Below are 14,530 nucleotides of genomic sequence, written 5' to 3' on the forward strand. Positions count from 1 at the left end.
GTTAAAACCTTGTGGGAGATGACTGGTTGAAAAATTCGAGCACCGCGTTCCAGTAGCGCTGCGGCTCGTCGCGCATGCCGTGGGTATGGTCGGCCTTGTCGAGGATCACACGCTGGATGCGCTCGGGCCTCGAGGCGGCCTGCTGCAGCGCATCGCCGAAATGCACCGGCGTCCAGCGGTCGCCCCGGCTGTGGATCAGAAGCACGTCCACGTCGCGCATACGGGCGAGGTGATGGGTGGGCCGAAGGCGCAGCTCACCTTGCGGATTGATGCGCCGGCTGATGTTGAGCACCGCATGGGCAACAGGGTAGGCTTTCCAGAAATCGGGCAAGGTGGGCGAGCAAGCCTCGGCCACCACCTTGTCATAAGGAAAATCCGCTTCATCAATGGCGCTCAGCGTATTGATCGCGCCGAAAGACGCCGTGAGCGCATGCACCGGCAGCCCGGCAAAAGCGCTACGCGCCCAGTAGCCTACCGATATCACGTCACCCGGGTAATCGAAGTTGGTCGACGGGCTTTCACCGAAGCCGTTGAAATCAAAAGCCACCACATGAAAGCCCGCATCGAGCAGCGCCTGGGCGTGGCCGTGGCGCAACCAGAAACCTTTGCAGGCAAAGCCCATTGGGTGGGCGCACACCACCACACCGAGCGGGGCCAGCGGCGTGCGCGCCACGATGGCTTCAAGCAGGCTGCTGCTGCGGCTGGCTATCTGCACCCGGTCCCAGCCATCTTGCGGCACGTCTGCCGGCCAGCGCCAGGGTTTCATGAAGCGGCCGAAAAACGGTTTCTTGAGCAGGTGGTGGCCATACCAGCGGCGCGCGGCCGGCGCAGTGCTGCCACCGCCACCAAAAGGCAGTGACCGCAAACGGGAAATTGCTTCACCCATGGCGAGTCCTCACTTTCAGCAGGCTCATTGCACGCGCACCCAGGTTTGGGTGCGGCCGAACGGTCCGATGGAGCCGCGTACCTCCATCTTCTTGCCACCCTCAACAGGTGTCATCCTGAGTGAGTAGCTTTTTCCGTTCTCGGGGTCGAGAATCTTGCCGCCTTCCCAAACATCACCATCGGGCGATTTTTTGGCACCACGAATGATCTCCAGGCCCAGCCGCGGCTTATCCTTGCGGTCGTCCGTGCATTCGGTGCAGACGTCGTCAGGCTTGACACCTGCGGACAGGCGTTTTTCGACTTTGCCATTCAACACGCCGCCGGCTTCAGCGATGCGAACCTCGACTTTGGGCTCGCCGGTCTTTTCGTCAAAGCCGCGCCACAAGCCGACTGGCGTGTTCTGGGCAAGGGCGGGGATAGCAACCAGACTCAAGGCCAGGACCAGCAATTTGCGTTTCATGGTGTCTCCCGTTGATCTGTACAAAGGTTCAAGCCAGTGCTTCGTCGGTTTCCATCAGCGCCTTGCTGCCCGAGCGTGCCGTGCGCATCAGCGTCGCTGTTTCGGGGAAGAGCTTGGCGAAGTAAAAACGTGCGGTCTGCAGCTTGGCGACATAGAACTTGTCGGTGTTGCCGGCTGCGATTTCGCGCAGTGCGGTTTGCGCCATCAGCGCCCAGAAATAGCCGAACACCAGGTGGCCGGCCACGCGCAGGTAGTCGACCGCGGCGGCGCCCACTTCGTCGGGATTCTGGAACCCCTTGAAGCCCAGTTCGGTCGTGAACTTGGTCATCTGGTCGGCAAGATATGCCAGCGGGTTGATGAACTCGGCCATCTTCTCGTTGACGCCTTCTTCGGCGATGAGCGCACCAATCACCTTGCCGAATTTCTTCAGCGTCGCGCCGTTGTTGCCCAGCACCTTGCGGCCCAGCAAGTCCAGCGACTGGACGGTGTTGGTGCCTTCGTAAATCATGTTGATGCGGTTGTCGCGCACAAACTGCTCCATGCCCCACTCTTTAATGAAGCCGTGGCCGCCGAACACCTGCATGCAGGCATTGGTGGAGATGTGGCCGTTGTCGGTCAGGAAGGCTTTGACGATGGGCGTGAGCAAGGCGACGATTTCGCCGGAGTCCTTGCGCACTTTTTCGTCGGGGTGGTGCAGTTCCTTGTCGAGCAGCAGCGTGCAGTAGATGGCCAGCGCGCGGCCGCCTTCGGCATAGGCCTTGGCCGTCAGCAGCATCTTGCGCACGTCGGGGTGCACGATGATCGGATCGGCCGGTTTGTCTTTGGCCTTGACGCCGGACAGCGAGCGCATCTGGATGCGGTCTTTGGCGTAGGCCAGCGCATTCTGGAAGGCCACTTCGGTCAGGCCCAGCGACTGGTTGCCCACGCCCAGGCGGGCGGCATTCATCATGACGAACATCGCGGCCAGGCCCTTGTTGGGCGCGCCCACCATGGTGCCGACGGCGTCTTCGAGCACCATCTGTGCGGTGGCATTGCCGTGGATGCCCATCTTGTGCTCCAGGCCGCCACAGTAGATGCCGTTGCGCGAACCGAGGGAGCCGTCCTTGCCGATGTTGAATTTGGGCACGGCGAAGAGACTGATGCCTTTGCTGCCCTGGGGCGCATCCGGCAGGCGGGCCAGCACCAGGTGCACGATGTTGGCGGCCATATCGTGTTCACCCGCGCTGATGAAGATTTTGTTGCCAGTCAGGCGGTAGGTGCCGTCGGGTTGCGGCTCGGCCTTGGTGCGCAAAAGGCCCAGGTCGGTGCCGCAGTGCGGTTCGGTCAGGCACATGGTGCCGGTCCATTCGCCGCTGGTGAGCTTGGGAAGGTAGAGCTTTTTCTGTTCGTCCGTGCCGTGGGCGTGCAGGGCCTCGTACGCGCCATGCGACAGACCGGGGTACATGGTCCATGCCTGGTTGGCCGAGTTGAGCATTTCGTAGAGGCACTGGTTCAGCACAAACGGCAGGCCCTGGCCGCCGTATTCAGGGTCGCAGCTCAGCGCGGCCCAGCCGCCTTCGACGTATTGTGCGTAGGCTTCCTTGAAGCCCTTGGGCGGCGTGACTTCGTGTGTGGTCTTGTCGAGCTTGCAGCCCTCTTCGTCGCCGCTGATGTTCAGCGGAAAAGTCACCTCGGCTGCGAACTTGCCGGCCTCTTCGAGCACCGCGTTGATGGTGTCGAGATCGACATCTGCGTGCTTGGGGATGGCCTTGAATTCATCGGTGACCTTGAGCACTTCGTGCATGACGAATTGCATGTCGCGCAGGGGTGGGTTGTACTGGGGCATGGTGATTCCTTTTGCTTAAACTGGTTTGGAAGGAGATGCCTTGCCGGAAGCTTTCTTCGGCAAAGTGGATAGAGGAGTAGCGCTTCCGTAGCGCGCCAGGATGTTGGAAAAGCCGGTATTGGCGCGGTCAATGGAGCCCGGTGTTTTCAGGAACCGGGCTTCGTAGTGCAGGGCGAGAATGAGGCCGTGTATCTCAAAAGCCATCTGGTGCTCGTCAGCGTCGGGATGCAGATGCCCGGCTTCCTTGGCCTGCACGACGGAGCGATACATGGCGGCAAGCCAGGTGCGGACCGAACCGGCCAGGGCATCGCGCACCGGACCTGGCCGGTCGTCAAACTCGACCGCCCCGCTGATATAGAGGCAGCCCGAGTCGATTTCGATGGAGGTGCGGTTCATCCAGTTATGGAACAGCGCCGCCAGGCGCGGCAAACCGCGCGGCTGCTGCAGCGCAGGGAAGAAAACCTCTTCCTCGAAACGCACGTGGTACTCACGAATGACGGAAATCTGCAACTCTTCGCGCGAGCCGAAATGGGCAAATACGCCGGACTTGCTCATGCGCATGACCTCGGCCAGCGCGCCTATGCTCAGGCCCTCAAGCCCGATTTGTGTGGCCAGGCCCAGAGCGGCGTCCACAATGGCTGCCTTGGTCTGCTGGCCTTTTTGCTGGCTTTTCGCCACAGCGCCGCCCGTTGCCGGGGCGCGGGAGGCTTTAGCGGGAAGTTCTGTGACGGACATGAGTGCCTACAAAATAAAACGAACGGTCGTTCTATTTTGCAACACTTTGATGACCATCTGCAAGCAGGGGTTGTCAGGCCCCTGCTTATAGGGACCCAGTTCTAACCAAAACAAGGGTAAACCCCACAATATGAGTCCACCCCCGTCCAGGCTCACTGCGTGTAGCCTGTTCCCCCCTCGAGGGGACGGCGCCTGGGGCCGGCGAAGCCGGACCCGCGGCCCCACTGGTGGTGTCCAAAGAACTCTTTAGCTCAGCATGAGCCGTGGAACCGGCTTTGCCGGGCCACAGGCGGGCGGCCCCCTCGGGGGGCAGGGAGTTACACGCAGTGAACGACCGTGGGGGCTACATTTTTTGGGCTACTCTTGAACGCCACCACCGTCTGGTGCTGCTCGCCCAAGCCTTCGATGCCCAGGGAGATTTTGTCGCCCTTCTTCAGGTACACAGGCGGCTTCATGCCCAGGCCCACGCCGGGCGGAGTGCCGGTAGTGATGACGTCGCCGGGCTCAAGCGTCATGAACTGGCTTACGTAGCTGACGATCTTGGCGACGCTGAAGATCATGGTTTTGGTGTTGCCGTTCTGCACGCGCTTGCCGTTCACCTCGAGCCACAAACCCAGCTTTTGCGGGTTGGGCACTTCGTCGCGCGTGACCAGCCAGGGGCCGAGCGGGCCGAAGGTGTCGCAGCCTTTGCCCTTGTCCCAGGTGCCTCCGCGTTCGATCTGGAACTCGCGCTCGCTCACATCATTGATGGTGCAGTAGCCGGCCACGTAGTCCAGCGCTTCTTTTTGCGACACATAACGCGCCGTTTTGCCGATCACCACACCGAGCTCAACTTCCCAGTCGGTCTTGACGGAGCCCTTGGGCAACATGATGGGATCGTTCGGGCCCTGGATGCAGCTGGTGGCCTTCATGAAGACTACCGGCTCGGCGGGAATCGGCAAGCCGGATTCAGCGGCATGGTCGGCATAGTTCAGACCGATGGCGATGAACTTGGGCACGCCCTTGACCGGGCTGCCATAACGCGGCGAGCCTTTGACCAGCGGCAGCTTGTCGGTTTTGAGCTTGCGCAGTTTGGCAAGCGCAGCATCGCCAAGCTGATCCGGACCGATGTCTTTGACAACAGCGCTCAGGTCGCGCAGCTTGCCGTTGGCGTCGATGAGGCCCGGCTTTTCTTTGCCGGGGTTGCCATAACGAACGAGTTTCATGGTTTTCCTTGTGGTTGGTAATCAGTAAGTTGAGCGGCCGCCGGAGAGATCGAAAACGGCGCCGGTGGAGAAAGAACAATCTTCGGTGCACAGCCAGCTGACCATCGCGGCCACCTCATCGGGCGTGCCGAAGCGGCCCATGGGGATTTTCGAGAGCATGAACTGGATGAACTCGGGCGTCATCTGCGCAAAAATTGGCGTTTTCACCGCGGCCGGCGTCACGCAGTTCACGCGCACACCGCTGTCGGCCAGCTCCTTGCCCAGCGATTTGGTCAGCGCGATCACCGCTGCCTTGCTCGCGCTGTAGGCGCTGGCATTCGGGTTGCCTTCCTTGCCGGCCACCGAAGCGATGTTGACGATGCGGCCATAGTTGCGAGAACGCATGTGCGGCACGACTTCACGGCAACAGAAGAACAGGCCATTGAGATTGACCTGTTGCACCTGCATCCACTGCTCGGGCGGGTAGTCCCACAACTTCACGTTGGGGCCGGTGATGCCGGCCGAGTTGACAAGCGCATCAATGGCCGGGTTATGTGCCACGGTTTGTTCGACCGCCTCCACCACGCTCGCATGGCTGGCGACATCGACGACCACGGCCTGCACACCCGCGCCCAGCGCACCCTTGGCCGCAGCCAGCGACTCGGGATTGATGTCCCACAGGGTGACTGTGGCGCCCGAAGCCAGCATGCGTTCAGCAACCGCGTAACCCAGCCCCACAGCGCCGCCGGTAATAACCGCATGGCGACCCCGGAGGTCGAGCTGGTTCATATGGTGATGCCGCCGTCCACGTTGTAGGCCTGGCCGGTGACGAATGCGGCTTCATCGCTGGCCAGGAACACCACCAGCGGGGCAATTTCATGCGCCTGCGCAAGACGGCCCAACGGCTGGCGGGCGATAAAAGCCTTGCGCGCCGCAACCGGGTCCTCGTTGGCATTGATACGGTCCTGCAGCGAAGGGGTGTCCACGGTGCCGGGACAGATCGCATTGCAGCGCACGCCGTCGCTCACGAAATCAGCCGCGACACTTTTGGTCAGCCCAATCACGGCCGCCTTGGTGGTGCCATAGACAAACCGGTTGGGCAGGCCCTTGATGCTGCTGCAGACGCTGGCCATATTGACGATGCTTCCACCTTTTTTAGCCTGCATGCCCGGCAACACCGCCTGGATCATCCAGAACTGGGCCCGCACATTCAGGTTGAAAGCGAACTCAAGGTCTGCATCGGTGGCCTGCAAAGCCGTACCGCCATGCACAAACCCGGCGCAGTTAAAAAGAATGTCCATGGGCGGCAAGCCACCCACCAGTTTCTGGATCGCCGCCTTGTCCAATACATCCAGCGGCAAAGCGGTGATATTGGCGACGCCCTTGTAACTTGCCAGCAGCTCGGGCTTCAGGTCGGTGGCCCACACTTCTGCGCCTTCAGCCGCCAGTGCCAGCGCCGTTGCATGGCCAATACCCTGTCCGGCTGCGGTGACCAGTGCCTTTTTTCCTTTTAATCTCAATGTGTTCTCCTTGATAAACGGGCGCTGAGCTGCCGGTAAATGGTTGGCGGCCGCGCATCGCCGAGGCCACAGCCGGCCGCAAAAAAGCGAACCATCAGGCTTTACAGGGTTTTGCCGGATGTTTCTGCTGCGGTTTCATGGGATTATTAATTGGCCTTACCACTTGTCCAATTCTGGCTAACCCTTAATTGGGTCCGTTTTCAGCTTTTTTTGACCGCGCCATCGCATGCCACTGCACACCGTTGAGCCTAAGCGCCTTTACCGCCAGATCGCCGAGCAGTTGCGCTCGTTGATCACCGCGGGAGAGTTTGCCGTGGGCACACGGTTACCAGCCGAACGGGACCTGGCCAAACAGCTGGGCGTGAGCCGTCCCTCTGTGCGGGAAGCGTTGATTGCCATGGAGGTTGAGGGTTGGGTAGAGGTGCGCACAGGCTCCGGCATTTATGTGCTGGACAGGAATATGCCGGCCGGCCCGGACAACCATGTGCGCACGCAAATCGCGGCTGATGAATGGGGCCCGCTGGAACTGATACGCGCGCGTCGCGTGGTGGAAGGCGAAACCGCCGCCATGGCGGCGGCCCAGTCCAGGAGCCGCGACATCGCAGCCATGGCAGAGGCGCTGGAGTCCATGAAACACGACGCCAACCGCGGCGTCATGCCACTGGACGGCGACCGCGCCTTTCACACTGCCATCGTGGAAGCCTGTGACAACGTGGTGCTGATCGAAACCGTCCAGAACTTCTGGGATTCACGCCGCGGGCCGCTTTTCGAACGGCTGGGCGGCTATTTCGAAACCGTTCATTCCTGGCGCGCGGCCATCGTCGAGCATGAGGCGATCCTGGCGGCCATCCGCAACCAAGACACAGCAGGTGCCCGCCTGGCGATGCACCAGCACATGGACAACTCGCACACCCGTTTCAGCGTGAGCTGGACAGAGGCGCAGGAGTTGAAGGAACCCGGCGAGCAGACCACTGCACCGGGATGAAAGCAGACCGTATGCGACTGGCGCGCATGCGGGGATTTCCAAAGCCAGCCACCACCCCCTAGAGGAGACATCATGAGTGCATTGAAGAAAAAACGAAATGCTATCAAAACGATAGCCACTTGCGTCCTGTTTATAGGCGCCATGGGCCTTTCCGGTATCGCGTCGGCACAGACCAAACTGAAATGGGCGCACGTGTATGAAACGTCGGAGCCGTATCACAAGTGGTCGGTCTGGGCAGCTGACGAGTTCAAGAAACGCACCAACGGCAAGTATGAGATCCAGGTCTTCCCGGCTTCCAGCCTGGGTAAGGAAAGCGAGATCAACCAGGGCCTGCAGCTGGGCACGGTGGACATCATCCTCACTGGCGCCTCATTCGCAGCCAATTCCTATCCGCGGCTGGCAGTCAGCTACTACCCGTTCACTTTCCGTGACGCCGACCACGTGATCGCCTACGGCAAGAGCGACATCTTCAAGGAGCTGACTGAGGGCTACAAAAAAGCCACCGGCAACACCGTGACGGCCCTGACCTACTACGGCGCGCGCCACGCCACCAGCAACAAGCTGTTCAAGAACTGCGACGAGATGAAGGGCCTGAAGATCCGCGTACCGGACGCGCCCGCCTACACCGCGCTGCCGCGCGCCTGCGGTGCCAACCCGACACCGATCGCCTTCGCCGAGGTCTACCTGGCGCTGCAAAACGGCACCGTGGACGCGCAGGAGAACCCGTTGCCGACCATCGAAGCCAAGAAATTCTTCGAAGTGCAGAAGAACATCATCCTGACCGGCCACATCGCCGACGCGTTACTCACCGTGGTCTCTCCCAGCACCCTGGGCAAAATGACGCCGGCCGAGCAGAAGATGCTCGCGGACGTGACGCAGGAAGCCGCCGTGAACGCGACCAACGACATTCGCAAGCGCGAAGGCGAGCTGGTCGAGGAGTTCAAGAAAAAAGGCATCAACGTGGTCAGCGTGGACCGCAACGACTTCCAGCAGCGTGTCCTCAAGGCCATCACCTTCGAATCCATGAAACTGGACAAGAAGGATTGGGACCGCGTGGTCGGCATCAAATAAGCCCGCCGCATGACGATCGAAACCATCGACGACATGGCCCCCGTGATGGGGGCGGACGGAGAATTCCACGCGCAGGATGAAGCGGTGGATTTCTCCGGCACCAACGCCGAAGCCTGGGTCGCCCTGGGCTTTTTCTGGATCCTGGGCCTGACGGTCTTCTACCAGTTCTTCACCCGCTATGTGCTGAACGATTCGGCCGCCTGGACCGAGGAGATCGCCCGCTACCTGCTGATCGCGGTGGTGTTCACCGGCGCCACCATCGGCGTGGTCAAGAACAACCACATCCAGGTCGATTTCTTCTACAAGTTCATGCCCAGGCCGGTGGCACGCGCCATGGCCATGGCCGTCGATGTGTTGCGCATCGGCTTCTTTGCCACGGCCGCCATCCTCACGGTAATGATGATGGTCAAGCTGGGCAGCAATTCGCGCATGACCATGGTCGACCTGCCGATGAATTGGGTATACGGCATCTGCATGCTGGGTTTCGCCGCCATGGCCTTCCGTTCGGTGCAGGTCGCGCTGTTCCACCGCAAGCGCGGCTACACGGTGTTGGAGCGTCCCGAATCCTCCATGGACGACAAATAAACAAGACCCATGCTCAAAATCATTTTTCTTCTTCTCATGAGCGGCGGTATTCCGGTGGCGATCGCCATGGCCGGCTCGTCCCTGATCTACATCTGGTGGACTGGCAACCTGCCATCCTTTGTGGTGATCCACCGCATGGTCAGCGGGATCGACAGTTTCCCGCTGCTGGCCGTGCCTTTCTTTATCCTCGCCGGCAACCTGATGAACAACGCCGGCATCACCAACCGCATCTACAACTACGCGCTGGCCCTGGTGGGCTGGCTCAAGGGCGGCCTGGGCCATGTGAACGTGGTCGGTTCGGTGGTCTTTGCCGGCATGAGCGGCACGGCGATTGCCGATGCGGCGGGCCTGGGCACGATCGAAATCAAGGCCATGACCGATCACGGGTACAGCAAGGAATTTGCCGTCGGCGTGACCGCCGCTTCGGCCACGCTGGGGCCCATCATTCCGCCTTCGCTGCCTTTCGTGATCTACGGGATGATGGCCAATGTCAGCGTCGGCGCCCTGTTCCTCGCCGGCATACTGCCGGGTGTGCTGATGGGCGGCTTGATGATGCTCACGGTGGCTTACTTCGCCCACAAGAACGGTTGGGGGGCAGATATCAAGTTCGAGTGGCCCCGCGTCATCAAGGCGCTGGCCGAGACACTGGTGGTTGTCGGTTGGCCGCTGGTGCTGTGGGTGCTGATCGTCAAACTCGGCTTCCCGCCGCAGGTCACAGTATTTGCCGGCCTGCTGGCGCTGTTCGCCGCAGACAAGTTCTTCAACTTCCAGGCGGTGCTGCCCATCATGACGCCGGTGCTGCTCATCGGCGGCATGACCACCGGCATCTTCACGCCCACCGAGGGCGCGATCGCCGCGTGCATCTGGGCCATGGTGCTGGGCCTGGCCTGGTACCGCACCCTCAACTGGAAGATGTTTGTCAAGGTCTGCCTGGATACGGTGGAGACCACGGCCACGGTGATGTTCATCGTGGCGGCGGCCAGCATCTTCGGCTGGATGCTCACGGCCACCGGCGTCACGGCCGCGATCTCGCAGTGGGTGCTGGGCTTCACCAAGGAAGCCTGGGTCTTCCTGCTGCTGGCCAACCTGCTGATGCTGTTCGTCGGCTGTTTCCTGGAGCCCACCGCCGCCATCACCATCCTGGTGCCTATCCTGATGCCCATCGTCCACCAACTGGGCATCGACCCCGTCCATTTCGGACTGGTGATGGTGCTCAACCTGATGATCGGCCTGCTGCATCCGCCCATGGGCATGGTGCTGTTTGTGCTGGCCCGGGTGGCCAAACTGTCGGTGGAACGCACGACCATCGCGATCCTTCCGTGGCTGTTTCCGCTGCTGGGCAGCCTGGTGGTCATCACGTACTTCCCCAAATTGGTACTCTGGTTGCCGAAGATGTTTTACTGAAGATGAAACAATCACCCCAGAAGCGCAAATAAACCAACCACCCCCGAAGCGCCTTCGGCGCTTCCCCCTCAAGGGGGCGCCACTTGCGGCCCGGCGAAGCCGGTTCCGCGGTGGCCGCAGGTGGAAATCACACAGAGCCGAGCCATGACCCCCTTTATCCGCCTCCACCCTGCCGATGACGTCCTGATTGCCCGCGCGCAGCTGGTGGGCGGCACCCAGGTCGAAAACATCGCCGTGCGCGGCTTGATCCCTGCCGGCCACAAAATTGCCACCCGCGCGCTGGCTGCGGGCGAGCCCGTGCGGCGCTACAACCAGATCATCGGTTTTGCCAGCAAGCCCATCGCGCCCGGCGAGCATGTGCATACGCACAACCTCGACATGGGCCCCGACAAGGGCGACTTCACGCGGGATTACGCGTTTGGCGCCGACGTGAAGCCCGCGCCCGCAAAGCGGGAAGCCACCTTCATGGGTATCAAGCGGCCCGATGGCCGTGTCGCCACGCGCAACTACATCGGCATCCTTTCCAGCGTGAACTGCTCGGCCACGGCGGCACGCGCGATCGCCGACCATTTTTCGCGGCAGAACAATCCGTCGGCACTGCAAGACTTCCCCAACGTCGACGGCGTGGTGGCGCTCACGCACGGTACGGGCTGCGGCATGGACTCGGACGGCCTGGGCCTGCAGATCCTGCAGCGCACACTGACGGGTTATGCCACGCACCCGAACTTTGCCGGCGTGCTGGTGGTGGGCCTGGGCTGCGAGTCCAACCAGATCAATGCCTGGCTGGCCCATGGCAGCCTGCGGGAAGGCGAAACCCTGCGCGTCTTCAGCATCCAGGACACGGGCGGCACCGCCAAGACGGTGGCCAAGGGCATCGCGATGATCAAGGAGATGCTGCCCGAGGCCAACAAGGTCAAGCGCGAGCCCTGTAGCGCCGCGCACATCACCATCGGCCTGCAGTGCGGTGGCTCCGACGGCTATTCGGGCATCAGCGCCAACCCCGCACTGGGCGCGGCGGTGGACCTGCTGGTCGCCCACGGCGGCACCGCCATCCTCAGCGAAACGCCCGAGATTTACGGTGCCGAGCATTTGCTGACGCGGCGCGCCGTGCGCCCCGACATCGCCGAGAAACTGATCTCGCGCATCAAGTGGTGGGAGCACTACACCCAGATCAACGAGGGTGAGATGAACAACAACCCCTCGCCAGGCAACAAGGCCGGCGGGCTGACCACGATTCTTGAGAAGTCGCTGGGCGCAGTGGCCAAGGGCGGCACCTCCAACCTGGAGGCGGTGTATGAATACGCCGAGCCCGTGAAGGACCACGGCTTCGTCTACATGGACACACCGGGCTACGACCCGGTCAGCGCCACGGGCCAGGTGGCAGGCGGCGCCAACATCATCTGCTTTACCACCGGCCGCGGCTCGGCCTATGGCTGCGCGCCTTCGCCTTCGCTCAAGCTCGCTACCAACTCGGCCTTGTGGCAGCGGCAGGAGGAAGACATGGACATCAATTGCGGCGAGATCATCGACAGCGGCGTGTCGGTGCAGGAAATGGGACAGCGCATTTTCGAGATGGTTCTGGCCACCGCCTCGGGCGAGCCCAGCAAGAGCGAAAAACATGGCTACGGCCAGAACGAATTTGTGCCGTGGCAAGTCGGCGCGGTGATGTAAGAGGGCTTTTACATGCAAAAAGTGCTTCAAGCCCAATATCTTCGGGCACAAACAGCTACTATTTTGATAGCAGCCGGCAGTACGGCGGCTGAAGCGGAAAAGGTCGCCGCCAACCTGGTCATGGCCAACCTGAGCGGCCACGACTCGCACGGCATCGGCATGCTGCCGCGCTATGTCGACGCCGTGCTCGAAGGTGGACTAACGCCGAACGCGCAGGTCAAAACCCTGCTCGACACCGGCTCGCTGCTCAGCCTGAACGGCCAGCGCGGTTACGGCCAGTCGATCGGCGAGCAGGCGATGACGCTCGGCATGGCGCGCGCCAAAACCCACGGAAGCTGCATCATCGCGCTGGCGGAATCCCATCACCTGGGCCGCATAGGCCATTTCGCCGAGATGGCCGTTGCCCAGGGGCTGGTGTCACTGCACTTTGTGAACGTGATGACGCGGCCGGTCGTGGCCGCGTGGGGCGGCGCGGACGGGCGCTACGGCACCAACCCCTGCTGCATCGGCATACCGCTGAAAGACCAGCCGCCTTTCATTCTCGACTTCGCAACAAGCCGCGTGGCCCAGGGAAAAATGCGTGTGGCGCACAACCAGGGGAAATCCGTCCAGCCGGGCCTGTTGATCGACGAACACGGCCAACCGACCACTACCCCCGGCGTTGTAGTCGTGCCGCAGGCCAACGGGCTCTTTGGCGCACTCATGCCTTTCGGTGAACACAAGGGCTACGGCCTGGCGGTGGCCTGCGAGCTGCTGGGCGGCGCGCTCACCGGTGGCGGCACCTGGCACCACCCCACGGTGAGCGGCCGGGCGGTCTACAACAGCATGCTCACCATCCTGATCGACCCCGGCAAGCTGGGCACCCAGTCAGCCATGGAGACCGAAGCCCTGGCTTTCGTCGAATGGCTGCGCAAAAGCCCGCCGGCCGACGGCGTGGATGCCGTGCAGATTGCCGGTGAACCCGAACGCCGCGCGCGCCTGGCGCGCGAACAGGACGGCATTGAAATAGACGGTGAAACCTGGCGCGAAATTGTCGCAGCCGGCCAAAAGGTCGGCGTAGATATGCAGGACTAGGCACCGAGCGCTATTAAATCAGTAGCTGCTTGCGCTCGTGGCATCAGGGCCATTGGCTGAAACGACTCTCAATCTCCCGGGAAACCATCCTCCCGCCGATTCAAGACAAGGTCACGACACGTCCTGTAGCGGCAGGTTGCAGCGCCAGAAGATACCGGTGAGCCGTTCCTGCGAACGTGCCGTTCACCCACGGCATGCTTTTTCTGGCGCACCCGATGGGCGGCTTCATCACCGGCGAGCCGGCGCCCGGCTGAAAAAGAATCACCATTTGCTGGTTCCTGCGGGATTTGCCAGTTGGGGGCGCGAAACGGGTTTTACCCGGCCGCAGGCGCCACCCCCTGGAAGGAAGAAAAGGCACGACACGCCGTGCGCGTCCGATAGGGTCAGCCCAGCAGGTTAGCCAGGCTGGCTTCCAGATGCTCAGATGGCAGGCGCTTGAAGCCTGAGCGGGCGAAGCGCTGCAGGCGGCCGACCATAAAAGCGACGATAACGGAGGCGCGCACCTGGGCATCAACGGTGGGGGTTGCCGCACCGCCGGCGGTAGCGGCGTCGCGCAGACTCTGCTTGAGGCTGGATTCGAGCTTGTCGAAGAACTGGTTCATGCGCTCTTGCAAGCGGTCGTTTTCAAACACCAGCGCATCGCCCACCATCACGCGCGTCATGCCGGGGTTCTTTTCAGCGAACTGCAAAATCATGATGACGAGCTTGCGGGTGCGGGCAGAATGGTCGGGTTCGCGTTCACCAATCTGGTTGATCAGCGTGAAGACGCTTTGCTCGATGAATTCGATCAGGCCTTCGAACATTTGCGCCTTGCTGGCGAAATGACGATAAAGTGCGGCCTCACTCACATCCAGCTTGGCCGCCAGTGCCGACGTCGTGATGCGCTCAGCACCCGGCTGCTCCAGCATGGTCGCCAGCGCCTGCAGAATCTGAACCCGGCGCTCCCCCGGTTTGGGGCGCTTGCGCGCCGCAGGCTCGGCAGAAGCTGGCGTGGCCTGCGGGCTCACTTCGGATTCAGACGCTAAGTCGGACATAGGCGATGGAAGGAAATGAAGAATGTTTCAAAAAACCGGGAATCGTTGCAATTGATTCTCGCACAGCCAAGTGACAGTTCGCCTCTCACCATGCCCG

14 protein-coding genes are annotated in these 14,530 nt (G+C 61.8%); 6 read left to right on the top strand and 8 right to left on the bottom strand.

What is annotated here, in order from left to right:
- Window position 1: 1 nt before the first annotated feature.
- The 7 genes from ACQ4MS_RS05990 to ACQ4MS_RS06020 form a co-directional block, all read right to left on the bottom strand.
- Entirely contained in the window at window positions 2–886 is an 885-nt protein-coding gene (locus ACQ4MS_RS05990; RefSeq protein ID WP_431098383.1) for an alpha/beta hydrolase, read from the bottom strand.
- A gap of 24 nt (window positions 887–910) precedes the next feature.
- Window positions 911–1,345 carry a DUF2147 domain-containing protein gene (locus ACQ4MS_RS05995; protein WP_431098384.1) on the bottom strand — a complete coding sequence of 145 codons (435 nt, stop codon included), beginning with the start codon at window positions 1,343–1,345 and terminating at the stop codon, window positions 911–913.
- 28 nt (window positions 1,346–1,373) lie between these two features.
- A complete protein-coding gene (locus ACQ4MS_RS06000) occupies window positions 1,374–3,170 on the bottom strand; it encodes an acyl-CoA dehydrogenase C-terminal domain-containing protein (RefSeq protein ID WP_431098386.1) in 1,797 nt (598 codons plus the stop codon).
- A 15-nt stretch (window positions 3,171–3,185) separates the two neighbouring features.
- On the bottom strand, window positions 3,186–3,905 hold the full coding sequence (locus ACQ4MS_RS06005; RefSeq protein ID WP_431098388.1) for a TetR/AcrR family transcriptional regulator: 720 nt from the start codon (window positions 3,903–3,905) through the stop codon (window positions 3,186–3,188).
- A 317-nt stretch (window positions 3,906–4,222) separates the two neighbouring features.
- Entirely contained in the window at window positions 4,223–5,110 is an 888-nt protein-coding gene (locus ACQ4MS_RS06010) for a fumarylacetoacetate hydrolase family protein (protein WP_431098390.1), read from the bottom strand.
- A 21-nt stretch (window positions 5,111–5,131) separates the two neighbouring features.
- Complete coding sequence (locus tag ACQ4MS_RS06015; protein ID WP_431098392.1) at window positions 5,132–5,878, bottom strand: SDR family NAD(P)-dependent oxidoreductase; 747 nt, start codon at window positions 5,876–5,878, stop codon at window positions 5,132–5,134.
- Window positions 5,875–6,609, bottom strand: a complete 735-nt coding sequence (locus ACQ4MS_RS06020) for an SDR family oxidoreductase (protein ID WP_431098394.1) — start codon at window positions 6,607–6,609, stop codon at window positions 5,875–5,877. The genes ACQ4MS_RS06015 and ACQ4MS_RS06020 overlap by 4 nt, the downstream gene beginning before the upstream one ends.
- Before the next feature lie 226 nt (window positions 6,610–6,835).
- Between ACQ4MS_RS06020 and ACQ4MS_RS06025 the strand changes: the two genes are divergently transcribed.
- The 6 genes from ACQ4MS_RS06025 (at window position 6,836) to ACQ4MS_RS06050 (ending at window position 13,399) form a co-directional block, all read left to right on the top strand.
- Entirely contained in the window at window positions 6,836–7,594 is a 759-nt protein-coding gene (locus ACQ4MS_RS06025) for a FadR/GntR family transcriptional regulator (RefSeq protein ID WP_431098396.1), read from the top strand.
- Between the two features lie 72 nt (window positions 7,595–7,666).
- Window positions 7,667–8,665: a sialic acid TRAP transporter substrate-binding protein SiaP gene (locus tag ACQ4MS_RS06030; RefSeq protein WP_431098398.1), complete on the top strand. Its 999-nt coding sequence runs from the start codon at window positions 7,667–7,669 to the stop codon at window positions 8,663–8,665.
- Between the two features lie 9 nt (window positions 8,666–8,674).
- Window positions 8,675–9,250 (top strand): TRAP transporter small permease, encoded by a 576-nt coding sequence (locus ACQ4MS_RS06035; protein WP_431098400.1) that lies wholly within the window; start codon window positions 8,675–8,677, stop codon window positions 9,248–9,250.
- Between the two features lie 9 nt (window positions 9,251–9,259).
- Window positions 9,260–10,654: a TRAP transporter large permease gene (locus tag ACQ4MS_RS06040; protein ID WP_431098402.1), complete on the top strand. Its 1,395-nt coding sequence runs from the start codon at window positions 9,260–9,262 to the stop codon at window positions 10,652–10,654.
- 144 nt (window positions 10,655–10,798) lie between these two features.
- Window positions 10,799–12,325 carry a UxaA family hydrolase gene (locus tag ACQ4MS_RS06045; RefSeq protein ID WP_431098404.1) on the top strand — a complete coding sequence of 509 codons (1,527 nt, stop codon included), beginning with the start codon at window positions 10,799–10,801 and terminating at the stop codon, window positions 12,323–12,325.
- A gap of 12 nt (window positions 12,326–12,337) precedes the next feature.
- Entirely contained in the window at window positions 12,338–13,399 is a 1,062-nt protein-coding gene (locus tag ACQ4MS_RS06050) for a malate/lactate/ureidoglycolate dehydrogenase (RefSeq protein ID WP_431098406.1), read from the top strand.
- Window positions 13,400–13,782: 383 nt separating this feature from the next.
- Here ACQ4MS_RS06050 and slmA read toward each other — a convergent pair whose 3' ends face one another.
- Window positions 13,783–14,433 (bottom strand): nucleoid occlusion factor SlmA, encoded by a 651-nt coding sequence (gene slmA, locus ACQ4MS_RS06055; RefSeq protein WP_431098408.1) that lies wholly within the window; start codon window positions 14,431–14,433, stop codon window positions 13,783–13,785.
- Between the last annotated feature and the right edge of the window lie 97 nt (window positions 14,434–14,530).

It is taken from the genome of Polaromonas aquatica (assembly GCF_050626995.1).
In the GTDB taxonomy this organism is placed as follows: Bacteria; Pseudomonadota; Gammaproteobacteria; order Burkholderiales; family Burkholderiaceae_C; genus Polaromonas; species Polaromonas aquatica_A.

Excerpts from the sequence above, each read along its gene's own strand:
- ACQ4MS_RS05990 (WP_431098383.1), bottom strand. The coding sequence starts at position 886 with ATGGGTGAAGCAATTTCCCGTTTGCGGTCACTGCCTTTTGGTGGCGGT.
- ACQ4MS_RS05995 (WP_431098384.1), bottom strand. The coding sequence starts at position 1,345 with ATGAAACGCAAATTGCTGGTCCTGGCCTTGAGTCTGGTTGCTATCCCC.
- ACQ4MS_RS06000 (WP_431098386.1), bottom strand. The coding sequence starts at position 3,170 with ATGCCCCAGTACAACCCACCCCTGCGCGACATGCAATTCGTCATGCAC.
- ACQ4MS_RS06005 (WP_431098388.1), bottom strand. The coding sequence starts at position 3,905 with ATGTCCGTCACAGAACTTCCCGCTAAAGCCTCCCGCGCCCCGGCAACG.
- ACQ4MS_RS06010 (WP_431098390.1), bottom strand. The coding sequence starts at position 5,110 with ATGAAACTCGTTCGTTATGGCAACCCCGGCAAAGAAAAGCCGGGCCTC.
- ACQ4MS_RS06015 (WP_431098392.1), bottom strand. The coding sequence starts at position 5,878 with ATGAACCAGCTCGACCTCCGGGGTCGCCATGCGGTTATTACCGGCGGC.
- ACQ4MS_RS06025 (WP_431098396.1), top strand. The coding sequence starts at position 6,836 with ATGCCACTGCACACCGTTGAGCCTAAGCGCCTTTACCGCCAGATCGCC.
- ACQ4MS_RS06030 (WP_431098398.1), top strand. The coding sequence starts at position 7,667 with ATGAGTGCATTGAAGAAAAAACGAAATGCTATCAAAACGATAGCCACT.
- ACQ4MS_RS06035 (WP_431098400.1), top strand. The coding sequence starts at position 8,675 with ATGACGATCGAAACCATCGACGACATGGCCCCCGTGATGGGGGCGGAC.
- ACQ4MS_RS06040 (WP_431098402.1), top strand. The coding sequence starts at position 9,260 with ATGCTCAAAATCATTTTTCTTCTTCTCATGAGCGGCGGTATTCCGGTG.
- ACQ4MS_RS06045 (WP_431098404.1), top strand. The coding sequence starts at position 10,799 with ATGACCCCCTTTATCCGCCTCCACCCTGCCGATGACGTCCTGATTGCC.
- ACQ4MS_RS06050 (WP_431098406.1), top strand. The coding sequence starts at position 12,338 with ATGCAAAAAGTGCTTCAAGCCCAATATCTTCGGGCACAAACAGCTACT.
- slmA (WP_431098408.1), bottom strand. The coding sequence starts at position 14,433 with ATGTCCGACTTAGCGTCTGAATCCGAAGTGAGCCCGCAGGCCACGCCA.